We start from the raw sequence: 25,504 nt of genomic DNA on the forward strand, positions 1-25,504 counted from the left end.
GATCGAGACCGCCTTTCATGAGGGTTCACGCTCCCGCTTGCGGGGGAGGCCGGAAAGGAAGGTGGCTGCAAAAGGGGACATGAGAATGAAGATCAAGGTACTGCTGGTGGATGATCACGCGCTGTTCCGCGATGGCATGCGCTATGTGCTACAGCAACTGGCCGACGAGGTGGAGATACTCGATACCGGCAATTTCACCGAGGCCCTGCAACTGGTCATGGCCAACCCCGACCTGGATCTGGCGTTGCTGGATCTGCACATGCCGGACAGCAACGGCGTCTCTTCGCTGCAACTCTTCCACCAGCGCTTCCCCGCCGTGCCGCTGGTCGTGGTGTCCGGTTCCGACCAGCGCGACGACATCGAGAGCGTGATGAACCTCGGCGCGATGGGCTTCATCTCCAAGATGTCGCCGAGCAAGTCCATGCTGTCCGCGTTGCGCATGGTGCTGGACGGCGGTGTGTATGTGCCGCCGCAGCTGCTGCAACAGGCCGTATCCAAACTGGAGCCCGGTCAGGCGCTCAACGACAAACGCAGCATGCGTGCCAGCAAATATGGCCTTACCCCGCGCCAGCTGCAGGTGCTGCAACTGATCGGGGCGGGAAAGAGCAACAAGGACATCTCGCGCGAACTGGACCTGGCCGAAGGTACGGTCAAGATCCATGTCGCCGCCATCTACCAGCCCCTGCATGTCAATTCGCGCGTCGAAGCGGTGGAGACCGCGCGCCGCTTCGGTTTCATCTCCGAGAACGGTGAGTCCGAGGCCGAAGATGGCAGATCGGCCGGGGAAGCCTGATGGCCGCACTGGATAACGCGCGCGCACCGCTGCCCGAGCGGATGCTGCATCTGCTGCGCGAATCGCGCTGGCTGTTGCTGGTGGCATTGGCCGCCTACCTGATTCTGATCCTCGCCGGTTACGACCGTCAGGACAGCGCCTGGTCGCACGAGGCCAGCACCGCCGTCACGCAGAACCCCGGCGGCGCATTCGGTGCATGGTTGTCCGACGTGCTGCTTTACGTGTTCGGCTTCTCCGCCTGGTGGTGGGTCACACTGCTGCTGCAACGCGTGTGGGCGAGCTATCGCCGCATGCGTGCCGACAGCCTGTTCGACGTGCGCACCCTGTGGCTGTCGCTGACCGGTTTCTTCATCCTGTTGCTGTCCAGCAGCGCGCTGGAGGCTTTGCGTCTCTACACCTGGCAGGTCGAACTGCCGCAGGAACCCGGCGGCATGCTGGGCGCGGTACTCGGCGGCTGGCTGGCGCAAGTGTTGGGTTACGTCGGCGCGACCCTGTTCCTGCTGACGCTGATGGCGGTCAGCTTCAGCCTTTACACCGGCCTTTCCTGGCTGCGTTTCATCGACCGTCTCGGCGAGTGGATAGAGGACGCCTACCTGTGGACACGCAACGCCTGGCAGACCTGGCAGGACAAGCGCATCGGCGCGCGGGCCACGCAGCGGCGCGAAGTGAACGTGGAAGAAGAGAAGAAGCGCGTCGAAGACCACCAGCCCATCCATATCGAGATGCAGGTGGTCGAGGTGCCGAAGTCGAAGCGAGTGGAGAAGGAGAAGCAGGTCTCGCTGTTCGCCGACCTGTCCGATTCGCCGCTGCCGCCGCTGCACATCCTCGACCAGGCCGGCAAGCAGGTCGAGGTGGTCTCCACCGAGACGCTGGAGTTCACCTCGCGCCTGATCGAGCGCAAGCTCAACGATTTCAACGTCACCGTGAAAGTGGTCGGTGCCTATCCCGGTCCTGTCATCACCCGCTACGAGATCGAGCCGGACGTGGGCGTGAAGGGCAGTCAGATCACCAACCTGGTGCGCGATCTGGCGCGCGCGCTGTCGGTGGTCAGTATCCGCGTGGTGGAGACCATCCCCGGCAAGACCTGCATGGCACTGGAGCTGCCCAACCCGAAACGGCAGATGGTGCACCTGTCCGAGATCCTGGGCTCGCAGGTGTATGCAGACATGCATTCGCCGCTCACCATGGCCATGGGCAAGGACATCTCCGGCAAACCGGTGGTGGCCGACCTGGCCAAGATGCCGCACGTGCTGGTGGCGGGCACCACCGGTTCCGGCAAGTCGGTGGCGATCAACGCCATGATCCTGTCGCTGCTGTACAAATCCACGCCGCAGGAAGTGCGCCTGATCCTGATCGATCCCAAGATGCTGGAGCTTTCCGTGTACGAAGGCATCCCGCACCTGCTGGCACCGGTGGTCACCGATATGCGCCAGGCCGCCTCCGCGCTCAACTGGGGCGTGCAGGAGATGGACAAACGCTACAAGCTGATGTCCGCACTCGGCGTGCGCAACATCGCCGGCTACAACCAGAAGGTGCGCGACGCGATCAAGGAAGGCAAACCGCTGAGCAACCCCTTCAGCATCACGCCCGAGTCGCCGGAGCCGCTGGAAGAGTTGCCCTACATCGTCATCTTCATCGACGAGCTGGCCGACCTGATGATGGTGGTCGGGAAGAAGGTGGAAGAGCTGATCGCACGACTGGCGCAGAAGGCGCGTGCCGCCGGCATCCATCTCGTGCTGGCCACACAGCGTCCGTCGGTGGACGTCATCACCGGCCTGATCAAGGCCAACGTGCCGACACGCGTGGCATTTCAGGTGTCGAGCAAGATCGACTCGCGCACCATCCTCGACCAGCAGGGCGCGGAAGCGCTGCTGGGACAGGGCGACATGCTCTACCTGCCGCCGGGCAGCGGCTATCCGCAGCGCGTGCACGGTGCCTTCGTGTCCGACCAGGAAGTGCATCGCGTCACCGAGCATCTGAAGGCGCAGGGTGAACCGAACTACATCGAAGGCATCCTCACCTCGATGGATGAGCCGGCCGAAGGTGAGTACGACGGCGGTGGCGGCAACGCCGAGGCCGACGCGCTGTACGACCAGGCGGTGGAGATCGTGCTCAAGACGCGCCGCCCCTCCATCTCGCTGGTGCAGCGCCACCTGCGCATCGGCTACAACCGCGCCGCACGCCTGATCGAAGCGATGGAACAGGCCGGGCTGGTGTCGCCGATGCAGAGCAACGGTAACCGCGAAGTGCTGGCACCGGCACGGCAGGAATGAACATGCTGAAAAGTGTGATCTCGCTCTTGCTGTGTCTGACAGCGTTCGAAGCCCATGCTGGTGCCATCGCCCAGCTCAAATCCTTCATCTCCGGCACACGTTCCGCCCAGGCAGAGTTCACCCAGACCGTGCTCGACAGCAAAGGCCGCAAGATGCAGAGCGCATCCGGCACCATGCAGTTCGTGCGCCCCGGCAAGTTCCGCTGGGAATACCGCAAACCCTATGAACAACTCATCGTCGGCGACGGCGAGAAATTCTGGCTGTACGACGCCGATCTGGAACAAGTCACCGTGCGCAAACTGGACGCCGCGCTGGGCAGCAGCCCGGCGGCTCTGCTCTCCGGCAACAACGAGATCGAGCGCGGCTTCCTGCTGGAAGAAGCGGGAGAGCAATACGGTCTGCACTGGCTGAGCGCCAAACCGCGCAGCAAGGAATCCACCTTCTCCACCATCCGCATGGGGTTCAACGCGCAGTCTGAACTGGCGGCGATGGAGCTGAACGACGCGTTCGGCAACACCACCATCCTGCGTTTCGCCCAACTGCGACGCAATCCGCAGCTCGCACCGTCGCTGTTCCGTTTCGTGCCGCCCAAAGGCGCTGACGTTCTGGGCGAGTGATGTCCGACCTGTTCGCACCCAATGCGCCGGCCGCACCGCTCGCCGAGCGCCTGCGTCCCAAGCATATCGAAGAGGTCATCGGCCAGTCGCATCTGCTCGGCGAGGGCAAGCCGCTGCGCCTTGCCTTCCAGTCCGGAAAGCTGCATTCCATGATCCTGTGGGGGCCGCCGGGGGTGGGCAAGACCACGCTGGCGCGCCTGATGGCGTCGGCATTCGACGCCGAGTTCCTGCCGTTGTCGGCTGTGCTGTCCGGCGTGAAGGACATCCGCGACGCCATCGCGCAGGCCGAGCAGACCCTGCAGCGCAACGGTCGCCACACCATCCTGTTCGTGGACGAGGTGCACCGTTTCAACAAGTCGCAGCAGGATGCCTTCCTGCCTTTCGTCGAGCAGGGGCTGGTCACCTTCATCGGTGCGACCACCGAGAATCCCTCGTTCGAACTGAACAACGCGCTGCTGTCGCGCGCGCAGGTCTATGTGCTGCAGTCGCTGTCCGAAGATGAGATGGGGCAACTGTTCGCGCGTGCACAGCAGGAGGCGCTGCAAGGCCTGTCATTCGACGCGGCGGCTAAGGAGCGCGTGATCTGCTACGCCGACGGTGATGCGCGCCGCCTGCTCAACGTGCTGGAACAGTTGCAGACCGCCGCCCAGGCGGCAGGCCGCAACAACATCGATGTCGCCTTCCTCGATGCCACGCTGGCGCAGAAGATGCGCCGCTTCGACAAAGGCGGCGAGGCGTTCTACGACCAGATCTCCGCGCTGCACAAATCGGTGCGCGGTTCCAGTCCCGATGCGGCGCTGTATTGGCTGGTGCGCATGCTGGACGGCGGTGCCGACCCGCGTTATCTCGCGCGCCGCATCGTGCGCATGGCCTGGGAAGACATCGGTCTGGCCGATCCGCGCGCCATGCAGATCTGCAACGATGCCGCCACCACCTACGAGCGCTTGGGCTCGCCGGAAGGCGAACTGGCACTGGCGCAGGCCGTGCTGTATCTGGCCGTCGCCGCAAAATCGAACGCCGGGTACGTCGCGTATAATGCCGCCCGCGCTTTCGTCAAACAGGACGGCTCGCGCGAAGTGCCACTGCACCTGCGCAACGCGCCGACCAAACTGATGAAGCAACTCGATTACGGCAAGGACTACCGCTACGCGCACGACGAAGCGGGCGGCTATGCGGCGGGCGAGGATTATTTCCCGGACGGCATGCCCAAGGTGAGTTTCTACGAACCGGTGGATCGCGGGCTGGAAGCGAAGATATCGGAGAAGCTCGCGCATTTGCGCGCGCTGGATGAAGCAGCAAAGAACAGAAAAGGATAAGCAGCATGCTGGACATACAGACATTACGTAACGACCTGGCCGGTGTCGCGGCGCGCCTGAAGACGCGCGGTTTCGAACTGGATACAGCCAAGTTCGAGCAACTGGAGGCCGAGCGCAAGACCATCCAGACGCGCACGCAAGAGTTGCAGGCCAAGCGCAATGCCACCTCAAAGTTGATCGGTCAGGCTAAAGCCAAGGGCGAAGATACGACAGCCATCATGGCCGAGGTGGGCGCGCTGGGCGAGGAGCTGAAACAGCTGGAAGCCAAGCTGCCGCAGGTGCTGGCGGACATGGATGCTTTCCTTGCCGTGATCCCCAACGTGCCGCACGCCGGCGTGCCGGTCGGCAAGTCGGAAGTGGATAACGTCGAGACCCATCGCTTCGGCGAGCCGCGCAAGTTCGACTTTGAGGTGCAGGACCACGTCAGCATCGGCGAAGGGCTGGGCGGGCTGGATTTCGAGACCGCTACCAAGATCGCCGGTGCGCGTTTCACCTTGCTGAAAGGTCCGCTGGCGCGCATGCATCGCGCGTTGGCGCAGTTCATGCTGGACACTCACACCGAGAAACACGGTTACACCGAGACCTATGTGCCCTATCTGGTGAATGCAGAATCGATGCGCGGCACCGGGCAGTTGCCGAAGTTCGAGGAAGACCTGTTCCGTATCCCGCGCGTGGTGGGCGAAGAGCAGGAAGAGAAGAATTTCTATCTCATCCCCACCGCCGAAGTGCCGGTGACCAACATGGTGCGCGACGAGATCGTGCCGCTGGAGAAGCTGCCGATGAAGTTCGTGGCGCACACGCCGTGCTTCCGTTCCGAAGCCGGTTCCTACGGGCGCGACACGCGCGGCATGATCCGCCAGCACCAGTTCGAGAAGGTGGAGCTGGTGCAGATGGTGCATCCGGAGCAATCCTATGCCGCGCTGGAAGCGCTGCTCGGCCATGCCGAGATCATCCTGCAGAAGCTCGGGCTGCCGTATCGCGTGGTCAAGCTTTGCACCGGCGACATGGGCTTTTCCGCCGCCACCACCTACGACATCGAAGTGTGGCTGCCGGCGCAGAACACCTACCGCGAGATCTCGTCCTGCTCCAACTTCGAGGCGTTCCAGGCGCGCCGCATGCAGGCGCGTTTCCGCAACGCGGCGGGCAAGCCGGAACTGCTGCACACACTGAACGGTTCCGGTTTGGCGGTGGGCCGTACACTCGTGGCCGTTCTTGAGAACTACCAGAACGCCGACGGCAGCGTGACCATCCCCGACGTGCTGCGCCCGTACATGGGCGGCATGGAGAAACTCTCCAAGTAAGGCGCGCGAATGGGCGTCGTCCATCTGCTCGGTATCGCCGGTGTCGCGGAACATGAGACCGCCGCCGCGCGGCACTGGGCACGCCGTCTGGAATGGCCGATGGTCGGCGTGGCGCTGTGGATCGTGCTGCAGTGGTATCTGGAAGAGACAGGCAGCCTGTCCCATGCCGTGGCGCGTATCGCCGACTGGCTGGTGTGGCTGGCCTTCCTGCTGGAGACCGTCATCCTCACCACTCAGGTGCGCGACAAGCGCAGCTACCTGTTCGGCAACTGGCTGAACATCCTCATCATCACCGCCGGCTTCCCGTATTTCTGGCAATACGCGCCGCTCATCGGCCTGCTGCGCAGCGTGCGGCTGGTGTTGGTGGTCGCTCTGCTGCTGCGCATGTCGCGTTCTGCGCGCAAGTTGTTGTCGCAGCACAAGCTTGGCACCACGCTGATCGTCGCTTTCGTCGCGATGGTGTTGTCCGGCATCATCATGTCGCGCGTCGATCCCTCGATCGGCGATGTGTGGGACGGCATGTGGTGGGCCTGGGTCACCATGGCCACCGTAGGCTACGGCGATGTGGTGCCGCACACCGGTGCGGGGCGTCTGTTCGCCTCGCTGGTGGTGCTGTTCGGTGTGGTGCTCATCTCCCTGCTCACCGCCAATCTGGCCGCCTTCTTCATCGGCAGCGACGTGGAGAAAATCGAAACTGAAGAAAAAGAATCGGAACGTTTGTTGAAAGAGATCTCGGCCCGCCTCGCGCGCGTCGAACAGATGCTGGAAGAGAGTCAGAACAGGCGCGACTAGAACGCTTTGCCAATTGCAACGAAGTTTGGATTTCTAGAGGTGCCCTTGAGATAATGCGCGGCATGGTCGGGTATATTTTGATGATGAATAATTTGAATCGCTGCCGTTGATTCGGCGTTTAAGGCTAACTTGCAACCTCTAACCATCAGTCACTACACGCTTGCGAACAGCCTGGGCTCGGGCTTGAACGCGACCCTGAATGCTTTACGTACGCGCCGCTCCGGTCTGGCACCGTGTGCATTCGAGGATGTCGATCTGGAGACGTATATCGCCAAGGTCGATGCGCTGGATGACATGCGTGTGCGCGCCGATCTTTCCGCCTACGATTGCCGCAACAACCGGCTTGCCCAGTTGTGTCTGGAGCAGGATGGTTTCATCGCCGCGGCCGAAGCCGCCAAGGCGAAGTACGGCGCTTCCCGCATCGGCGTGTTTCTGGGCACCAGCACCTCCGGCATTTTGCAGACCGAGTTGGCCTACCGGCATCTCGATGCGCAGACCGGGGCATTGCCCGCCGATTTCCATTATGCGGAAACGCAGAACTCCAACTCGCTGGCGGGATTCGTCTCGCACTATCTGGGACTGACCGGTCCTTCCTTCGTGGTGTCGTCCGCCTGTTCCTCCAGCGCCAAGGTGTTCGCCAATGCGGCACGCATGATGGCCGCCGGTGTGTGTGATGCGGCGGTGGTCGGCGGGGTCGACAGCATGTGTCTGAGCACGCTGTACGGTTTCAATTCGCTGGGTCTGGTATCGCGTTCGCCCTGCCGCCCCTACGACGCGGAGCGCGATGTTATCTCTATCGGCGAAGGCGCGGGATTCGTATTGCTCGAACGCAGCACGGCAGCGAGCGCCCCGGATGCGATGCTGCTGCTGGGCGTCGGCGAGAGCTCGGATGCCCACCATATGTCCACCCCGCATCCGGAAGGGCTGGGGGCGATCATGGCGATGCAGCGCGCATTGGCTTCCGCCGGACTGCAGGCGGGCGACATCGACTACATCAACCTGCATGGCACCGCGACCAAGTCCAACGATGCCAGCGAGGGCAAGGCCGTCGCCGAGGTATTCGGCGACAAGGTCGCCTGCAGTTCGACCAAAGGCTGGACCGGCCACCAGTTGGGCGCGGCGGGGATAACCGAAGCCATCATCGCCATGCTGGCGGTCGAGCATGGCTTCATCCCCGGCAGCGTGAATACAAACCGGCTCGACCCGGCCATCGCGATCGATTACCGCATCGAGAACGGCACAGGAACCATCAAGCGCGTACTGAGCAACTCCTTCGGATTCGGCGGCAGCAACTGCAGCCTCGTGCTGGGGAGGAGATCATGATGCGTCTCTACGTTGAAGGGATAGGCCTGCTCGGACCGGGGCTGGACGGCTGGCCGGCCGGCCGTGAAGTGCTGGCGGGAAGAACGTCATATGTGGCGTCGCCGACGAACCTGCGCGCCAGCGATATGTTGCCAGCGGCAGAACGTCGCCGCGCGGGCGTGCCGATCAAGCTGGCGCTGGCCGTTGGACAAGAAGCATTCCTGCACGCTGGTCGCGACACCGGAACGACCTCGACGGTGTTCACCTCGTCCGGCGGCGACAACGACAACGTGCATGCCATCAACAGCATTCTGGCGACTGCGCCGCGCGAAGTGTCGCCGACGCGTTTCCATAATTCCGTGCACAACGCCGCCGCGGGTTATTGGTGCATCGCGGCAGGCACGCACGAACCTTCCACCAGCCTGTGCGCGTTCGACGCGAGCTTCGCCGCAGGCTTGCTCGAATCGGCCGTGCAGGTGACAGTGGACGATGCGGCGGTGGTGTTGATCGCCTACGACCATTCATATCCCGAGCCGCTGAATGCGGTGCGTCCGATCACTGCCGCGCTCGGCATGGCGTTGATCCTGACGCCGCGCAAGACTGAAAATTCCATCGCGAGCATCGAAGTGGAACTCGTTCCCGGCAGCGGGCAGGAGACCGTGATGCGCGATGCCGGACTGGAAGCGCTGCGCAGTGGCGTACCGGCTGCGCGCGGCTTGCCATTGCTGGCAGCTTTGGCAGGCGGCGAAGCGGCACAGGTCTGCATCGCCTACCTCGACGAAAACCACCTCGATATCCGCGTCACGCCATGCTAGCGGACAAGGCCGCCATCGCCAGAGTCATTCCGCACGCTGGCGACATGTGTTTGCTGGACGGCGTGATGGAATGCGATGCGCAACATATCCGCTGTATCAGCGGCTCGCACCGCGACGTGAATAATCCGATGCGCTCAGGCAACGAACTGCTTGCGCTGTGCGGAATCGAATATGCGGCACAGGCGATGGCCGTGCACGGTGCTTGGGATGCCAAATACGACAGCAAACCGCGCGCCGGATACTTGGCCGCGTTGCGTGATGTCGCGTGCGCAAGGATGCGGCTGGACGACTTGGCCGACGACCTGACCATCGAGGCCGAAAAAATCATGGGCGACGACGCGCGCGTCATCTACCAGTTCAACATCCACGCCGGGGCAAGCAAGATCATGAGCGGCCGCGCCACGGTGGTGCTGGACGCAGACAGGGCAGGATTATGAAACGTGCATTGGTGACAGGCGGCAGCGGCGGCATCGGCTCCGAGATATGCCGCAAGCTGGCAGGCCTTGGCTATCACGTCTATGTGCATGCCAACAGTTCGCTGCCAACCGCCGAAAGCCTTGTCGCCGAGATCAAGGCCGAAGGCGGCAGTGCGCAGGCCATCGCCTTCAATGTGGCGGATGCCGAGCAGACCGCGACCGCGTTGCAAGCTGTGCTCGCGGAAGGTGCCATCCAGATACTGGTCAACAACGCGGGCATCCATGACGATGCCGTGATGCCCGGAATGAACGTGCAGCAATGGCATAAGGTCATCGATGTGTCGCTGAACGGTTTTTTCAACGTGACCCAGCCGCTGCTGCTGCCGATGATCGGCAAGCGCTGGGGGCGCATCATCAACATCTCATCGGTGGCCGCCATCGCGGGCAACCGCGGCCAGACCAACTATGCGGCAGCCAAGGCGGGCCTGCATGGCGCAACCAAATCGCTGGCGCTGGAAGTCGCCAGTCGTGGCATCACCGTCAACGCCATCGCGCCCGGCATCATCGAATCGGCCATGACCGAGAATGTGTTCGACAAGGACACCATCAAGCGCCTCGTGCCGGTCGGCCGCGCGGGCAAGGCGGAAGAAGTTGCCGAGCTGGTGGCCTTCATTGCCTCCGATAAAGCGGCCTATATATCTGGCCAGATCATCTCCATCAACGGCGCAATGATCTGATACAAGGAATTAAAGGCCGTACGTGAATGGGGTAAAATGCGCCCGCATAATTAAAAAACAAAGGGAGCATCATGGCAGCAAGCACGCAAGAAAAAGAGTTGGCACAACTCATCGTCACCTCGTTGAACCTTGAAGTGAGCGCAGACGAGATCGAGCCCGAAGCGCCGCTGTACGGCGAAGGACTCGGTCTGGATTCCATCGACATTCTGGAATTGTCGCTGGCGATTTCCAAGACCTACGGCGTGCAACTCAAATCGGACGATGCGGACAACAACAAGATATTCAGCTCGTTGCGCAGTCTGAACGAACATATCCAGCAACATCGCCAATGATTTAAGCGCCCGCCGTCCGGCGGGCGTTCTTCATCCATGAACGATAACGACATTGCTTTCCGCTCCGAACTCAAGGCGCTCATCCTGACTGCTGTGGAAAAGGACGAGCCAGCCGACGGCCTGCGTGATGACGAACCTTGGTTCGGCGACGATGCCAGGCTGGGCCTCGATTCCCTCGATGCCTTGCAGATCTCGATGGCGATCCAGAAGAAGTACGGCGTGCGTATGCCGGACAGCAAGGAGACCCGCCGTGCGCTGGTTTCGTTGCTGACGTTGGCAGAGTATCTGCGCCAACATCGGAAAGCATGAAGCCGGTCTACCTCTGCGGCAGCGGACTAGCCTGTACGCTGGGGCTGGATGTGGCGCACGCTCTGGCAACGTTGCGTCAGGGCGGTGTTGCGCCATCGCAGATCACCTTGTCCGGCATGCTGGGCGGCTCCTTCCCCTATCGCGCTATTCCCGGTTCGCAGAGCGACTGGAACGAACGCGCACGCCAACTGGTGCAACGCGTCGCCGCCGAAGCGGGCGCACAGCAGGCGCGCAGCGGTGTCTTGTTCATCGCCACCTCCTCGTTCGATATCGGTGCCGTGGAACAGGGGGCCGCGCAGATGGATTACCGCGCGTTCGCCGACAAGGTCGCGGCCTGGCTGGACTGGACGGGACCGGTATATATCATCAGCACTGCCTGCACCTCCAGTCTGAACGCGCTGATTGCGGCTCATGCTTTGCTGGCTGCGGGTGAAGTGGAGGATGCGCTGGTGCTGGGTGTGGAACTGGATAACCGCATGACGACGGGCGGATTCGCCGCGCTGCAATTGCTCACTCGCAGCGACAGCAGGCCGTTCGGTGCACAGCGCGACGGGCTGGTGCTGGGCGAGGCGGTCTCCGCACTGCGGCTGTCCGCGCGCGAACCTTCTAACTGGAAGATGCTGGGCGGCGCGAACGTGGTGGACGGCAGCCAGCCGACCGGCGCTTCGGTCGGCGCGGTAGCGAGCATGTATCAACGCGCTTTGGCGGCGAGCGGCCTGACTGAGGATGCAATCGATCTGATCAAGGTGCAGGCCGCAGGCAGTCCCGGTAATGATGCGGCCGAGGCGCAGGGGCTGCATGATGCCTTCGACAGCGTGCCGCCGCTGGTCTCGCTCAAGGCGGCGATGGGCCACACTATGGGTGCATCCGGCGCGGCCGAGATCGCCCTGCTTACCGCCTGCCTGCAACACGACGTGTGGCCGCGAATTGAACATGAGATCGATGCGGAACTGAATGTGTCGCTGGCGGCGACAGCGCCGGAGAACGCGCGCCGCATCATGGCGACCATACTTGGCTTCGGCGGCAGTCATGCCTCTGTGGTGCTGGAGCGCGTATGAAAGACTTCACCATAGCAGGCCGATGCGCGGCGACCCCGCCTGCGCAAGACTGGCGCGAAGCACTGGCGCGCATGCTGGGTGCCAAGCCGCGCCGCATCGGCACCTGGGCGGAACTGGGGCTGTACGGCGCATTGACTTGCATGGCGGAGGCGGGCGAGCAGGCATTGTCGCCGGACGCGCAGATATGGCTGGGCAGCGAACGCGGAACCTACGCGGCGACGGAAACGGTCATGGCGCAGATGCAGGACGATCTGCCCATGCCGCTGGCCTTCCTGCAGACCCAGCCCAGCCAGTTGCTGGCGTTGCTGGCGGCGCAACTGGGATGGAACGGACATGCTTGTTTTGTCGCCGGTGCCGACCCGCAAGCCTTGCTGCGCCAGGCGGCGGCACAATGCGGGGCGGGTGGCCTGTTGCTGGGTTGGGTCGACGAGATGCAGGGCGGCGCCACCAACTGGCTGCGCCTGCTTCCCGGCGGAAAAGCGGCGGGAGCGTGCCTGCCGCTCGCAGCGGAGAAACTGTTCAGCCCGGAAATTACTCATGTATGCATCGATGGCGCGGGCTTGCATAGCTGTTCATCGCGGGCGGCATCCTTGGAGAGCATGGTATGCGATGATAGAATCCGCCCGTTCTCCAATCCTCCTCGATCAGTTGCGTGACCGCAGTGAATACAGTATCCACATCCTTTCCGAGCAAGCGCGTATTGGTGCTGGATTATTCCCAGACCGGACAACTCGCCGAAATCACACGGCGCATCGTTGCGTCGCTGCAGCAGGATGCGGGTATCGCGGTGCATATCGAGACCCTGCGTCCGCTCAAGCCCTTTCCGTTTCCGTGGAGTTTCTTCAGTTTTCTCGATGCTTTTCCCGAGTCGGCGCACATGGCACCGCCCGCGCTGCAGCCGTTGTCGCTGACCGGCGACGAGGATTTCGATCTGGTCATTCTGCCTTATCAGGTGTGGTTCCTCGCGCCGTCGCAGCCGGTCACCGCCTTTCTTAAACTTCCTGTTGCGAAGCGCCTGCTGGCGGGTAAGCCGGTGGTCACTGTGATCGCCTGCCGCAACATGTGGATGATGGCGCAGGAAAAGATGAAAGGCCTGTTGCAGGATTGCGGCGCGCGCCTGCTCGACAACGTCGCGCTGGTCGATCCCAGCCCGACCATGGCCAGCCTGTGGAGCACACCGTTCTGGCTGTTGAGCGGCAAGAAGGACTTCCTCAAGTTCCTGCCCCCGGCCGGTGTGGATGCGGCGAGTATCGCTGCGACAAGCCGCTTCGGCCTGGCCTTGCGCGATGCGTTGCACAACAACGAAGAGCGCGGCACGGCACCGCTGCTTAGCGGTTTGAAGGCGGTGGATTCCAACCCGCAGCTGCTGTTCAGTGAGAAGGCCGCCACACGAAGCTTCTTCGTCTGGGGCAAGCTGCTGCGCGCGGTCGGCAAGCCCGGCCAGCTGCGTCGCTACCCGTTTCTGGTTTTGTATGTGATTTTTTTGATTACCCTGATCTCGACGGTGGTGCCGGTCAGCCTGCTGCTCCAGTCGCTGACGCGTCCGCTCATGCGGCGGCGCTTTGCGGCGTTGAAGCAGCAGTTCGACCAACCGTCCGGCTCGGGAGTGGAGAGGATGCACCTGTATGAGCATTGATGTTTACCTGACGCGCACTTCATCTTTCCTGCCGCTGGAACCGGTCGGCAATGACGAGATGGAATCCGTGCTCGGCATGATCGGCGGCAAGCCGTCCAAGGCGCGCCGTCTGGTGTTGCGCAACAACGGCATCCAGCATCGCCATTACGCGCTCGACCGCGTTACCGGACTGCCGGTGATGAGCAATGCGCAGATGGCAGCCACGGCGATCAAGGGGTTGGGCGAAGTCGGCAAGGTGGACAGTCTGGCGGCAGCGACCTCGCGCCCCGACCAGCTGATGCCCGGACACGGTGTGATGGTGCACGGCGAACTGGGCTGGCCGCGCATGGAAGTGGTGTCCTTGTCCGGCATCTGCGTGGCGGGCGCGGCAGCATTCAAGCACGCCTGGCTGGCGGTGAAGGCGGGCGACGCGCAACGCGCGGTCGCGGTGGCTTCCGAGATGGCTTCGCTGGCCCTGCACGCGCGCAACTTCGACGCCGAAGCCGAACACAAGGTGAAGGAATTGGAAGAGCGTCCAGAGATCGCCTTCGAAAAAGATTTTCTGCGCTGGATGTTGTCCGACGGAGCCGGTGCGGTGCTGCTGGAGAATCAGCCGCGCGGACCGCAGAGCCTTAAAGTGTTGTGGGTAGAGTTGTCCTCCGCCGCGCACGAGTTGCCCGCCTGCATGTATTCCGGTGCCGAGAAGAACGAAGACGGTTCGCTCACCGGCTGGCAGGAATTCACCACCCAGGAATGGGCGACACGCTCGGTGTTCACGGTGAAGCAGGATGTGCGGCTGCTCAACGACCAGGTCATCCGCGCCACGCTCACCGAGCCGCTGCGCGAGCTGGTGAACAAGCACGGTCTGGATAAGCAGCGCGTCGACTGGTTCCTGCCGCACTACTCCTCCAAGTATTTCGCCAATCTGGTCGCTGCAGGCGTGGTTGAAGCCGGACTCGATATCCCGCAAGAGAAATGGTTCACCAATCTGGTCGAAAAGGGCAACACCGGCTCTGCCTCGCCCTTCATCATGCTCGACGAACTGTTCAAGTCCGGCCGCATCCAGAAGGGGCAGCGCCTGCTGATGTACATCCCCGAGAGCGGCCGTTTCTCCAGCGGCTTCATCTACATGGAAGCAGTCTGATGGATATCGATCAAGTTCCGCAGGAAGGCAATTGCACGCTCGGTTCTCATCGCAAGGCGATCTATGCCAAGGATGGGGACGGACGTATGGTGATCGTACCCTCGCGCGGTTCCGAGGTGGATGAGACCGTTACCATGCAGGCGGTCGATCGCATGAATGCGATGGCGGAAGAAGCCAGGACACGTGCCAGTGCAGGGCAGACCTCGCCGCTGGAATTCTGGATGTATGCCCGGCGCATGGACGTGCCATTGCTTTCGCAAGTCACCGGATTTTGGCAATGGCGTATCCGCCGCCACTTCCGTCCGCAGCACTTCAAGAATCTGTCGCCGCGTGTGCTGGATGTCTATGCCGAGGCGCTGGGACTATCCCCGACACAGATACAGAGTCTGCCATGATGATCACCAACAAAGAATTCCAGCATCACCATGCGGCGCATTGCGAGAGCGGCGTCGCATCCAATCTGATGATCCATCATGGCGTCGCGCTTTCGGAAGCGATGGCATTCGGATTATCGTCGGCGCTGTCGTTCGCTTATCTGCCATTCGTCAAGCTGACCGGCTTCCCGCTGATCGCCTACCGCATGCCGCCCAAGTCCATACTCAAGGGTATGAGCCGGCCGTTCAAGGCCAGCTTCCAGTTCGAGACATTCCGCGATCCGGCCAGGGGAATGAACAGGCTGGATGCGCTGCTGGCGGAGGGGCGTGTGGTCGGTTTGCAAACCTCCGTGTTCTGGCTGCCTTACTTCCCGGAAGATATGCGCTTCCATTTCAACGCGCATAACCTGCTGGTATACGGAAAAGAGGGCGACGACTATCTGATCAGCGATCCGGTGACCGAATTACCGCAGCGCTGCGGCAGCGCCGATCTGCAGCGTGCGCGCTTCGCCAAGGGCGCCCTCGCACCCAAAGGATTGTTGTATTACCCGACAAACATCGGGCGCACCGAGATACTGCCGGAAGAAATCAAAAAAGCGATCCGCAAAACAGTGCGCATCATGCTGGGCCCCATCCCCATCGTCGGGGTGCGCGGCATGCGTATGCTGGCGAATAAAGTAGCGAAGCTGGATGGTTCGGAACACAGCCTGAACTATGTGGGTCACATCGTGCGCATGCAGGAAGAGATCGGCACCGGCGGCGGCGGGTTCCGTTTTCTGTATGCCGCATTTTTGCAGGAAAGCGCGCAGATCACCGGCATTGAAGCGTTGGCGGTACTGTCGGAAAGACTGGTCGAGATCGGCGACGGCTGGCGCGAATTCGCGCTGAAAGCGGCGCGCATGATCCGGGGTCGTGAAGCATTCGACGCGAGACGATTGGCCGATATGTTGCATGGCCAGTCCGAGCAGGAAAAGGAATTCTTTCAGGCGTTGAAGCGGGCGATTGCCTGATCGTTAGTCCTGTCGACGAGTGGGCGAAGTTCGCTGGCCTTGAACTTGAAGAACAGGTGGGCGCAGAAGCGCGCCCGTCCTGAATATTACTGCGGCTTGTCCGCCAGATAACTCGAAAACATCCCCAGATCCACCGTGCGTCGTACGTTGACGAAGCCAGCGCTTTCCAGCGTCTTCATCACTTGCTCAGGTGCGGCACAGGCTTCGATAGTGTCCCAGTAGTAACGCCACAATTGCGCGGTATCTTTGTCTTTGGCAACCAGTTTGGCCAGCATGGGGACTGCGTATTTGCAGTAGCCCTTTAGCAGTGCCGTGGCGATCCTTCCTTTGGGCGGGGTGATCTCGAGGATGCACACTTTGCTGCCCGGTTTCAGCACGCGGTGGAATTCGGAGAAGGCGACCGACATGTCCGACACATGGCGCAGGGCGTAGCCCATGCTGAGGAAGTCATAGCCGGCGTCGGCCAGCGGGATCGATTCGGCGCGGCCTTCGACCACGGTCACTCCGGCGGGAAGTTTTGCGTTGCGGATCATGCCCGCGCTCGGGTCGACGCCGGTGACCAGGCTGGCATCGCCGATGATGGCGGCGGCCTGCTTCGCTACCAGACCGGTGCCCATGCCGACATCGAGGATGCGCATGCCGGGCTTGAGTCCGGCAACTTGCAGCATCTTGCGGCGGTAGGCCGGGCCGGTGCCCAGGCCGAGGATCTTTTCCACCCGGTCGTAATCGGGGGCGGTCTTGTCGAACTGCTCACCCACCCATTCGCGGCGGTCTTCTTCGCTTTGGTAGTACTCGGTGAGCGGGGCGTGCGGGGCGTGGACGATGTTGCTGGATGCGTCGTTGGATGGGGTGGTCATGGTTTGCTATTTTATTGTCGGATAGTTATGCGTGAATGCTAACCGAAATCTTGCCTCGGCGGGCACCAAAAGCGCTTGCAACGCCGCGCTGGGAGGTCGGGAGCGCGTGATTCGGGGTAGAATGCCGGCCTGAAAATGATCGGGGAATCAACTTGCAGTCCCTTAGCAAAGAACTATCCGCCCAGCGGCGGAATCCATACAGCGACATGCCTTCCATTAGCCGGTTTTCCACATTCGCCACAACCTCGCGCGCAGCGTCGCGCCGGAGATTCTGACATGGGACGTCTGGCCAAGATATTGTTGCTGGCGGCGTTCATCGCCTATCCCATCTTGTTGCACATCTTCGTCCTCAAGGAAGAGGTGGCGATGTCGCACCTGCTGCTGGTGTTCGCACCGTTGCTGGCCGTGGCGGCATGGGTGCTGTCCCGCATGGTCGGCAAGGTGTGGTGGCCGTTGCTGGCATTGGGCTTCGCTGCCGCGATCTACTACATCGTCACCGGCGATCACGGCCGTATCGGTCTGCTCGCAGTCAACGGGATGTCGCATGCCACGCTCAATCTGTTCCTGCTCTGGTTCTTCGGCCGCACGCTGCTACCCGGGCGCGAGCCGTTGATCTCGCAGATCTCGCGCCGCATCAACGGTGAGCTGAAATCCGAGGTGGCCGCGTACACCCGTCATGTCACCATCGCCTGGTGCATCTATTTCGTATTGCAGGCGATCACCTCGCTGTTGTTGTATCTGTTCGCACCGCTCGCCGCATGGTCGTTCTTCATCAACGTGCTCAACCTGCCGCTGCTGATCCTGATGTTTGTTGTCGAAAAGGCCTATCGCACGATGTGTTTTCCCAATCATCCAAAGACATCCATCCTGAAAGCGATCGAGGTGTACAGCAAAGATTTTGCCGCACCGAAAAAAACCGATAGCGAACGCTGAGATTCGAGAACCATGGCTGCTATCCCACTCATCCGTCACAACGATCCCGCCGGCGTGTTCGCCTGGCGCGCCGGGCAGCCGGTCACGGTCGCCGAGTATCTGCGCGATGTCGCGCAACTCTCTGCCAGTCTGCCCGCCAAGCGGCATATCCTGAATCTGTGCACCGACCGCTATCGTTTTGCGGTCGGATTCGCCGCCGCGCTGCTGCGCGGACAGACCAGTCTTCTGCCCCCCAACTACACCGCCGATTTCGTCGCGCGCCTGACGCAGCGTTACCCCGATCTGTATTGCCTGACCGATGGTGCGACCGAGTTGCACGACATCGAGGTCGTCGCGTTTCCCGCATCGTTCTCGGGTGAGACGTCTGGTGCTATGCCGCAGATCGATGATCAGCAGCAGGCCGCGCTGGTGTTCACCTCCGGCTCCACCGGCGATCCTGTGGCGCATGCCAAATCATGGGGCAGTCTGTGCAGCGGCGCGGTCGCCGAAGCGAAGCGCCTCGGCATCGTGCAGAACTCGGGCATGGCGGTGCTGGGCACGGTGCCCGCGCAGCACATGTACGGGCTGGAATCGAGCATGCTGCTGGCCATGCAGAACGGCCTGGCGCTGGTGGCCGAGCGACCGTTCTATCCGGCGGACATCTGTTCGCAGCTATCGGCTTTGCCGCGTGCGCGCTGCCTGATCACCACGCCGGTACACCTGCGCACCCTGCTGGCGGAAGCGGCGCAAGTGCCGCCGGTCGACTTCGTGCTGTGCGCGACTGCGCCGCTCGCACCGCAACTGGCAGTGGAAGCGGAAGCGCGTTTCGGCGCGCCGCTGTACGAGATATACGGCTGCACCGAGGCGGGTATGGTGGCGAGCCGTCGCACCACGCAAGGTGTGGCTTGGCATTTGCTGTCCGGCGTGACCATGGCGCAGGACGAGCAGGGCACGCGCGTACACGGCGGCCATGTCGAGGTCGAGGCCGCGCTCTCCGATGTGATCGAGCGTAATGCGGACGGCAGCTTCACTCTGCACGGGCGCACCGCCGACATGGTGAACATAGTCGGCAAGCGCACCTCGCTGGCCAGTCTCAACCATCATCTGAACGCCATACCGGGGGTGCAGGACGGCGTGTTCCTGATGCCCGACGACGGCGACGGCGCGGTGACGCGGCCGCTGGCCTTCGTGGTCGCGCCGGGACTGGCTGTTCAACAGATACTGGATGCGCTGCGCAACAGCATGGATGCAGTGTTCCTGCCGCGTCCGCTGTATCTCGTCGAAGCGCTGCCGCGCAACAGCACCGGCAAGCTGACGCGCGAATCGCTGTTGCGGCTGAGAGCGCAGTGCGCGAAAAAATGATGAGCAAGCTGACCCTGCAATTCCCCGCGAACCACCCCACCGGCACCGGACACTTTCCCGGCAACCCCATCATCCCGGGGGCGCTGCTGTTGGCCGAGGTGTTGCGCTGCATCGAGCGCGCAGAAGGGGCAAGCTATGTTGCATGCAACGTAAAGAACACCAAGTTCCCCGCCCCGGCGCGACCGGGCGACACGGTCGAGATCGAGTACGCGAAGTCGGCGCAGGGTAGCCTCACCTTCGATTGCGTGGTCGCGGGTAACAAGGTCCTGTCGGGAGTCATCAGTGCCAACATCTGATAAAAACGCAGACAAGACCACCACCGTATGGTCGGAGAGGCCGGAGCGCAGCAACACGCTGGCCATCCGTTTCATCGTATGGGTCGCGCTCACACTGGGGCGTCGCGTCGCGCGTTTGTTCCTGTATCCAATCTGCCTTTATTTCTTTCTGTTCTCTGCAGACGCGCGCAGATCGTCGCGCAAGTATTTGAGCAAAGTGCTGGGGCGCAAGGCGAGCATCGGCGACGGCTTCCGTCACATCCATACTTTTGCTTCCACCATCCTTGATCGCGTGTTTCTGCTCAACGGCCGTTTTGACAAGTTCGATGTGCGCGTGCATTTGGATGAGGCGGCACAGGCGATGATCTCCAACGAGCGCGGCTGCATCCTGCTTGGCGCGCATCTGGGCAGCTTCGAGATCATGCGCGCCTATGCCGACGAGATTCAGGGGCCGCCCGCCAGCGTGGTGATGTATGAGGAGAACGCGCGCAAGCTCAATTCGGTGCTGAAGGCGATCAATCCGAATCTGGCGCAGCAGGTGATTGGTCTGGGTAAAGTGGATTCCATGCTCAAGGTGGAACAGGCGCTGCAGCGCGGCGAGTTCATCGGCATCCTCGCCGACCGCGGTCTGGAGTACGGCGGCGCGAGCGCGACATTCGATTTCCTCGGCGAAGCGGCGAAATTCCCCACCGGCCCGTTGCGCATGGCCTATATGCTGAAAAGTCCGGTGCTGCTGATGGTCGGCGTGTATCGCGGCGGCAATCGTTATGATCTGTACTTTGAAGAGTTGGTGGATATGGGCAAGATCGACATTCCGCGCAACGAGATGATCCGTCTTGCGCAGCAGCGCTATGTGGCGCGCATCGAGCATTACTGCCACGAAGCGCCCTACAACTGGTTCAACTTTTTCGACTTCTGGAAGTGAATATGCGCATCCTGATATTGCTGGCCGGTCTGTTCGCACTTCCCGCGAGTGCCGAAGAATGGGGTCTGCCGCAACTGATGCAGAGCCTGGCGCAGGTGCAGACTTCGCAGGGAAAATTCGTCGAGCGCAAGCACCTCGCCGTGCTGGATGTGCCGCTGACCTCGTCCGGCATGCTGTCGTTCCGCGCGCCGAATCATCTGGAGAAGCACACGCTGGAGCCAAAGGACGAGATGCTGGTGCTGGATCAGGGCGTACTCACCATTGAGAACAAGGCGCGCAACGTGAAGCGCACGCTGGTGGTGCAGCAGTTTCCGGCGGTGTGGGCCTTCGTCGAAAGCATACGTTCCACGCTGGCGGGCGATCTGCCCATGTTGCAGCGCTTCTACAAGGTCGAGCTGAAAGGCGATGCGGCGAAGTGGCGCATGAAGCTGCTGCCGACGGATAGCCGGACGCGCGACATGGTGACGGAGATCGTCATCTCCGGGCGTGGTGATCGCGTGACCGGAATCGAAATGCTGGAAGCGGGCGGTAACAGCTCGACCATGACCGTCAGCGGGGAGGCGCAGTGAAACTACGCGGCTATCTGGCGGTGGTGCTCTGGCTCGCGTTCGTCGCGGGCTGTGTGCTGGTCATCTCGCGCACGCAGTTCACCGCCGATATGTCGGCGTTCATGCCGCGCGATCCCACTCCCACGCAGAAGATCATGGTCGAACAGTTGCGCGACGGTGTGGTGTCGCGCCTGATCCTTATCGGTGTGGAGGGCGCGCCCGCGCCTGCGCTGGCCGAGGTCAGCAAGAAGATGGCGGGGAAATTGCGCGTGTCGCCGGAACTCGTGGCGGTGAACAACGGCGAGCAGGTCGGCATGGAGAAGGACTTCGAACTGCTACGCAGCAATCGCTACCTGCTTAGCGACGCGGTCACGCCGCAGCGTTTCTCCGCTATCGGATTGCGCGACAGTCTGAACAACTATCTCGACCTGCTCGCCACGCCGATGAGCGGCATGGTGCAGCGTATGCTGCCCACCGACCCGAGCGGCGAATTGATCCACATGCTCGAACAGTTGCAGGGGCAGGCGCAACCGCTGGTGCAGGATGATGTGTGGTTCTCCGGTGACGGCGCGCGCGCCATGTTGCTGGCGCATACCCGAGGTGTGGGCAACGACATCGACGCGCAGGAGCGCGCCATGCTGGCGATATGCGGCGCGTTCGATGAGGCGCGCAAGGGCAATGCGCAAGCGGCTGGCGCACAGTTGCACATGACCGGTCCCGGCGTGTTCTCTGTGCAATCGCGCGCCGCCATCCGCGACGATGCGTTGCGGCTTTCCATCATCGCCACCCTGCTAATCGCCAGTATGCTGTTGCTGTTGTACCGTTCGCCGCGCGCGCTGGCGCTGGGCCTATTTCCGGTGGCAAGCGGCGCGCTGGCCGGTATCGCGGCGGTGAGTCTGGGTTTCGGCAGCGTGCACGGCATCACGCTCGGCTTCGGTATCACGCTCATCGGCGAAGGCGTGGATTACGCCATCTATCTGTTCACCCAGATCGAACGCAACGGCAGCCCGCAAAGCACGCTGCGGAGTATCTGGCCGACGATGCGGCTGGGCGTGCTCACCTCGGTGTGCGGCTTCTCCGCCATGCTGTTCTCCGGCTTCACCGGATTGGCGCAGCTCGGTGTGTTTTCCATCACCGGGCTCATCGTGGCGCTGGCTACAACGCGGCTGGTGATCCCGCACCTGCTGCCGCAGGGTTTCTTCGTGCGCATCCCGGCAGGGCTGGGCGGCGCGCTGATGGCGATGGTGCAGCGCGCGCCGCGCATGCGCCCTGCGCTGTTTCTGATGGTGGCGGTTGCTCTGGCCTTTTTGGTGCTCAAGCGCGATGTTATGTGGAACGACAATCTGTCGAGTATGAGCCCCATTCCGCAGGAGGCGATGAAGCTAGACGAACAGTTGCGCCGCGACATGGGCGCGCCGGACGTGCGCTACATGCTGGTGACGGAGGCCGCCGACGAGGAGCTCGCGTTGCAGCAGGGTGAGGTGCTGGCTGGCGTATTGAGCGAACTGGCGGCACGGGACATGCTGCTCGGATACGATGCGCCGCCGCTGCCGAGCCGAAAGATGCAGATGGCGCGTCAGGCCGCTCTGCCGGTCGAACAGGAATTGCGCCGCAACATGGGTGAAGCTTTGCAAGGACTGCCTTTTCGAAGCGCCACTTTTGCGCCATTCGCGGCTGAAATCGCGGCGGCCAAGCGCCAGCCGCTGCTGGATCGTAATATGCTGCAAGGTACTGCCTTGGGTTTGAAGCTGGATACCTATCTGGTGCGGCGCGAGGGCGGCTGGTCGGTGATGCTGCCGTTGCGCGGCGTGAAAGATGTGGCCGGCATCGAGCAGGGCATCCTTCAAGTCACGGAAGCGCCGTTCGTGCTGCTCGATATGAAGCGAGAATCCGAACAGATGTTTCGCGACTATCGTCACGAGGCGGTGAAGAATGCCTTGCTCGGCGCACTGGGTATCGTCGTGCTGCTGTTCGTCAGTCTGCGCTCGGCCCGGCGCGTGTTGCTGGTGTCGTTGCCGCTGGCGGCGGCGGTCATCCTTGTCACAGCGCTGTTGCTGCTCGGCGGACACGCGCTGTCCATCTTCCATCTGATCGGATTGTTGCTGGTGGTGGCGGTCGGATCCAATTACACCTTGTTCTTTGACCGTCGTAGCGATGCGATGCAGGACCGTGAACGCACTTTGATCTCGTTGCTGTTCGCCAACACCTCCACCATGCTCGGTTTTGGTCTGTTGTCGTTCTCGCAATCGCCGGTACTCAATGCGCTGGGCTCGACGGTGGCGTTGGGGGCGGTATTGAGTATGGTGTGCTCCGCGATACTGATCACACGGGAAAATGCGCAAGAGGGCAGTGTATAAGACACGCTATTGTGCGGTCGCGAGGCGGGAAGGCGCTTTGCCTGCGGCCGCTTTGCCGGACGGGAGAAACGGGCGATGAAGATCATGCTGTTTGCGGCAACGACCTGCGTACTGGCATTCATATCGCGCAACTCGATCTTCGCGCCGGGCACCCATGGGTTCTATCGCTTCATCGCATGGGAATGCCTGTTGGGAGTATTTGTGCTGAATCTGGGAGGGCAGTCCGCTTCAACCGAAGCGCGCTATTTGACTATCGCAGGGACGCTGTTGATGATCTCTTTGCTGCTGGTGCTCGCGGCGCTTGCGCAGTTGCTGTGGTCCGGCAGGCAGAATGCCGCGCGCGGCGACAAGTCGATGCTGGCATTCGAACGGACCACGGTGCTGGTGACGCAGGGGATATACCGCTATATCAGGCACCCGATGTACGCATCGCTGCTGCTGCTTGGCTGGGGCTTCTTCTTCAGATCGCCTTCGCTGGCGGGAGCCGTACTTGCAGTAGCGTGCAGCGCGTTCCTTCTGGCGGCCGCGCTGGTGGAGGAGGCCGAGAATGTGGGATATTTCGGCGAGGAGTATCGCCGCTACATGAAGCGTACCTGGCGCTTCCTGCCTTTCGTTCTGTAGGTATCAGCAGGCGGTGTTGCGGTTCGGGGTTTTGATTGTCAATGAATAATAGGGTTTGCATGTGTCTACTGTAACGCTGGCGCAGTCCGCCACTCACCAGAGCGAGGCATTGCTCTTTTCCATCCTTCTGCAGCTTGTCGTGATCGTCCTGATGGGACGCATCGGCGGCGAGATCGCGGAGCGCGTATCGCAATCGAGGGCGGTGGGCGAGATCATCATGGGCATCCTGCTGGGCCCGTCCTTGCTCGGCCTGCTGGCACCGGATGTCTTCCATTACGTATTCATGCCGAATACCTCGCAGACCATGTTCATCCTCAGCCAGATCGGGTTGGTGCTGCTGATGTTCCAGATCGGACTGGAGTTCGATTTTTCGCACCTGACGGCGAAAAAGAGCCGCAATGCGGTGATGAATATCTCAACAGCCAGTATCGGGATACCTTTTGCGCTGGGCTTTTTGTTCGGCTATTACACGGCTCCTATCCTGTCGCCCGAGGCAAACAGCATGGCTTCCGGCCTGTTCGTGGCGACCGCGTTCTCCATCACTGCACTGCCCATCCTGGGGCGCATCATGATGGACTTCAATATGACGCGCACAAAGATAGCGGTGATCGGCATCAGCGTCGCCGCCATCACCGATGTGGCGGGATGGCTGTTGCTGGCAGTGGTCACCGCCGTGTCGCTGTCGGATTTTTCCGCGTGGGGGTTCGTGCGGACATTGGGCCTGCTGGCACTGTATATCGCGATCAGCTGGATGGTCGTGCGGCCGGCCTTGCAGTGGTCGGTGCGTCGGTCGGCGGCGGGCGGGGAGCCGCTCTCCAATAATCTGATGGGTGTGCTGGTCGCGGCCATCTTCCTGTCGGCGATGACAACCTACATGATCGGTATCTTCGCGATCTTCGGCGGGTTCATGCTGGGTGTGCTGCTGCACGACCAGCATGCCGTGGTAAAAGCCTGGCGCAAGAAAGTAGGCGAATTTGTCGCCGTGTTCTTTCTGCCGATCTTTTTCACCTATACCGGCCTGCGAACCGATATCGGCTGGCTGGATAGCTGGGAATTATGGGGCTGGTGCGGATTGCTGATCGTGCTTGCCGTGACGGGCAAGCTGGGCGGATGCTATCTGGCCGCGCGCTGGTCGGGTCTGAATCACCATGAATCAAAAGTGATCGGCATCATGATGAATACGCGTGCGCTGATGGAGCTCATCATCATCAACGTCGGCTTCGATCTGGGCGTGATATCCCAGAACGTATTCACCATGCTGGTACTGATGGCGGTGTTCAGCACGGTGATCACCGTGCCCGGATTGCGCCGCTGGTTGCCTGGCGCGGGTGTGTTGGTTACTATGCCGAAGAAATGAAGTCGACTGGTGTTATCTGATGCATCTCCCCGGAAAATGCAATATTCGAATGTGCTCGCAGTTCAGAGTGCCGCAACTTTGTATGT

General features: G+C 61.9%; 27 protein-coding genes. 26 read left to right on the forward strand and 1 reads right to left on the reverse strand.

Annotated features, from left to right (window positions below; genetic code table 11):
• The first annotated feature begins 85 nt into the window (after positions 1–85).
• The 18 genes from ACYPYQ_RS07000 to ACYPYQ_RS07085 all read left to right on the forward strand — a co-directional run bounded on the left by ACYPYQ_RS07000 (position 86) and on the right by ACYPYQ_RS07085 (position 16,204).
• Positions 86–793 (forward strand): response regulator, encoded by a 708-nt coding sequence (locus ACYPYQ_RS07000; protein WP_459721908.1) that lies wholly within the window; start codon positions 86–88, stop codon positions 791–793.
• A complete protein-coding gene (locus tag ACYPYQ_RS07005) occupies positions 793–3,066 on the forward strand; it encodes a DNA translocase FtsK (protein WP_459721911.1) in 2,274 nt (757 codons plus the stop codon). Before ACYPYQ_RS07000 ends, ACYPYQ_RS07005 begins: the two co-directional genes overlap by 1 nt.
• A gap of 2 nt (positions 3,067–3,068) precedes the next feature.
• The gene (gene lolA, locus ACYPYQ_RS07010; RefSeq protein WP_459721914.1) at positions 3,069–3,683 is read left to right on the forward strand and encodes an outer membrane lipoprotein chaperone LolA; all 615 of its coding nucleotides are present in this window, start codon (positions 3,069–3,071) and stop codon (positions 3,681–3,683) included.
• On the forward strand, positions 3,683–4,999 hold the full coding sequence (locus tag ACYPYQ_RS07015) for a replication-associated recombination protein A (RefSeq protein WP_459721918.1): 1,317 nt from the start codon (positions 3,683–3,685) through the stop codon (positions 4,997–4,999). The genes lolA and ACYPYQ_RS07015 overlap by 1 nt, the downstream gene beginning before the upstream one ends.
• Positions 5,000–5,004: 5 nt before the next feature.
• A complete protein-coding gene (serS, locus tag ACYPYQ_RS07020; RefSeq protein ID WP_459721922.1) occupies positions 5,005–6,300 on the forward strand; it encodes a serine--tRNA ligase in 1,296 nt (431 codons plus the stop codon).
• 9 nt (positions 6,301–6,309) lie between these two features.
• Entirely contained in the window at positions 6,310–7,092 is a 783-nt protein-coding gene (locus tag ACYPYQ_RS07025) for a potassium channel family protein (protein ID WP_459721925.1), read from the forward strand.
• 129 nt (positions 7,093–7,221) lie between these two features.
• Positions 7,222–8,415, forward strand: a complete 1,194-nt coding sequence (locus ACYPYQ_RS07030; protein WP_459721929.1) for a beta-ketoacyl-[acyl-carrier-protein] synthase family protein — start codon at positions 7,222–7,224, stop codon at positions 8,413–8,415.
• On the forward strand, positions 8,412–9,209 hold the full coding sequence (locus ACYPYQ_RS07035) for a beta-ketoacyl synthase chain length factor (RefSeq protein WP_459721932.1): 798 nt from the start codon (positions 8,412–8,414) through the stop codon (positions 9,207–9,209). Before ACYPYQ_RS07030 ends, ACYPYQ_RS07035 begins: the two co-directional genes overlap by 4 nt.
• Entirely contained in the window at positions 9,203–9,646 is a 444-nt protein-coding gene (locus tag ACYPYQ_RS07040) for a hydroxymyristoyl-ACP dehydratase (RefSeq protein WP_459721935.1), read from the forward strand. The genes ACYPYQ_RS07035 and ACYPYQ_RS07040 overlap by 7 nt, the downstream gene beginning before the upstream one ends.
• Entirely contained in the window at positions 9,643–10,362 is a 720-nt protein-coding gene (fabG, locus tag ACYPYQ_RS07045) for a 3-oxoacyl-ACP reductase FabG (RefSeq protein WP_459721938.1), read from the forward strand. The genes ACYPYQ_RS07040 and fabG overlap by 4 nt, the downstream gene beginning before the upstream one ends.
• A gap of 71 nt (positions 10,363–10,433) precedes the next feature.
• Complete coding sequence (locus ACYPYQ_RS07050; RefSeq protein WP_459721941.1) at positions 10,434–10,694, forward strand: phosphopantetheine-binding protein; 261 nt, start codon at positions 10,434–10,436, stop codon at positions 10,692–10,694.
• A gap of 36 nt (positions 10,695–10,730) precedes the next feature.
• Positions 10,731–11,003: a phosphopantetheine-binding protein gene (locus tag ACYPYQ_RS07055; protein WP_459721944.1), complete on the forward strand. Its 273-nt coding sequence runs from the start codon at positions 10,731–10,733 to the stop codon at positions 11,001–11,003.
• Positions 11,000–12,061, forward strand: a complete 1,062-nt coding sequence (locus ACYPYQ_RS07060; protein ID WP_459721949.1) for a beta-ketoacyl synthase N-terminal-like domain-containing protein — start codon at positions 11,000–11,002, stop codon at positions 12,059–12,061. Before ACYPYQ_RS07055 ends, ACYPYQ_RS07060 begins: the two co-directional genes overlap by 4 nt.
• On the forward strand, positions 12,058–12,717 hold the full coding sequence (locus tag ACYPYQ_RS07065; RefSeq protein WP_459721955.1) for a hypothetical protein: 660 nt from the start codon (positions 12,058–12,060) through the stop codon (positions 12,715–12,717). The genes ACYPYQ_RS07060 and ACYPYQ_RS07065 overlap by 4 nt, the downstream gene beginning before the upstream one ends.
• A 5-nt stretch (positions 12,718–12,722) precedes the next feature.
• On the forward strand, positions 12,723–13,697 hold the full coding sequence (locus ACYPYQ_RS07070; RefSeq protein ID WP_459721958.1) for a dialkylrecorsinol condensing enzyme: 975 nt from the start codon (positions 12,723–12,725) through the stop codon (positions 13,695–13,697).
• Entirely contained in the window at positions 13,687–14,820 is a 1,134-nt protein-coding gene (locus ACYPYQ_RS07075) for a beta-ketoacyl-ACP synthase III (RefSeq protein WP_459721961.1), read from the forward strand. The genes ACYPYQ_RS07070 and ACYPYQ_RS07075 overlap by 11 nt, the downstream gene beginning before the upstream one ends.
• On the forward strand, positions 14,820–15,215 hold the full coding sequence (locus ACYPYQ_RS07080; RefSeq protein ID WP_459721965.1) for a hypothetical protein: 396 nt from the start codon (positions 14,820–14,822) through the stop codon (positions 15,213–15,215). The genes ACYPYQ_RS07075 and ACYPYQ_RS07080 overlap by 1 nt, the downstream gene beginning before the upstream one ends.
• On the forward strand, positions 15,212–16,204 hold the full coding sequence (locus tag ACYPYQ_RS07085) for a BtrH N-terminal domain-containing protein (protein WP_459721967.1): 993 nt from the start codon (positions 15,212–15,214) through the stop codon (positions 16,202–16,204). The genes ACYPYQ_RS07080 and ACYPYQ_RS07085 overlap by 4 nt, the downstream gene beginning before the upstream one ends.
• A gap of 86 nt (positions 16,205–16,290) precedes the next feature.
• Here ACYPYQ_RS07085 and ACYPYQ_RS07090 read toward each other — a convergent pair whose 3' ends face one another.
• On the reverse strand, positions 16,291–17,061 hold the full coding sequence (locus ACYPYQ_RS07090; RefSeq protein ID WP_459721970.1) for a class I SAM-dependent methyltransferase: 771 nt from the start codon (positions 17,059–17,061) through the stop codon (positions 16,291–16,293).
• A gap of 276 nt (positions 17,062–17,337) precedes the next feature.
• Between ACYPYQ_RS07090 and ACYPYQ_RS07095 the strand changes: the two genes are divergently transcribed.
• The 8 genes from ACYPYQ_RS07095 to ACYPYQ_RS07130 all read left to right on the forward strand — a co-directional run bounded on the left by ACYPYQ_RS07095 (position 17,338) and on the right by ACYPYQ_RS07130 (position 25,418).
• Positions 17,338–17,994, forward strand: a complete 657-nt coding sequence (locus ACYPYQ_RS07095; RefSeq protein ID WP_459721973.1) for a COG4648 family protein — start codon at positions 17,338–17,340, stop codon at positions 17,992–17,994.
• Between the two features lie 12 nt (positions 17,995–18,006).
• Positions 18,007–19,335 (forward strand): AMP-binding protein, encoded by a 1,329-nt coding sequence (locus ACYPYQ_RS07100; protein WP_459721976.1) that lies wholly within the window; start codon positions 18,007–18,009, stop codon positions 19,333–19,335.
• Positions 19,335–19,631, forward strand: coding sequence for a hypothetical protein (locus ACYPYQ_RS07105; RefSeq protein ID WP_459721980.1), 297 nt, complete (start codon positions 19,335–19,337; stop codon positions 19,629–19,631). Before ACYPYQ_RS07100 ends, ACYPYQ_RS07105 begins: the two co-directional genes overlap by 1 nt.
• Positions 19,618–20,535 carry an LpxL/LpxP family acyltransferase gene (locus ACYPYQ_RS07110; RefSeq protein ID WP_459721983.1) on the forward strand — a complete coding sequence of 306 codons (918 nt, stop codon included), beginning with the start codon at positions 19,618–19,620 and terminating at the stop codon, positions 20,533–20,535. The genes ACYPYQ_RS07105 and ACYPYQ_RS07110 overlap by 14 nt, the downstream gene beginning before the upstream one ends.
• A 2-nt stretch (positions 20,536–20,537) precedes the next feature.
• Positions 20,538–21,104: a LolA family protein gene (locus ACYPYQ_RS07115; protein ID WP_459721987.1), complete on the forward strand. Its 567-nt coding sequence runs from the start codon at positions 20,538–20,540 to the stop codon at positions 21,102–21,104.
• The gene (locus tag ACYPYQ_RS07120) at positions 21,101–23,440 is read left to right on the forward strand and encodes an MMPL family transporter (RefSeq protein ID WP_459721990.1); all 2,340 of its coding nucleotides are present in this window, start codon (positions 21,101–21,103) and stop codon (positions 23,438–23,440) included. The genes ACYPYQ_RS07115 and ACYPYQ_RS07120 overlap by 4 nt, the downstream gene beginning before the upstream one ends.
• Before the next feature lie 75 nt (positions 23,441–23,515).
• Positions 23,516–24,061, forward strand: coding sequence for a methyltransferase family protein (locus tag ACYPYQ_RS07125; protein WP_459721993.1), 546 nt, complete (start codon positions 23,516–23,518; stop codon positions 24,059–24,061).
• 61 nt (positions 24,062–24,122) lie between these two features.
• Positions 24,123–25,418 (forward strand): cation:proton antiporter, encoded by a 1,296-nt coding sequence (locus ACYPYQ_RS07130; protein ID WP_459721996.1) that lies wholly within the window; start codon positions 24,123–24,125, stop codon positions 25,416–25,418.
• The last annotated feature ends 86 nt before the right edge of the window (positions 25,419–25,504 follow it).

Source organism: Sideroxyarcus sp. TK5 (assembly GCF_054601595.1).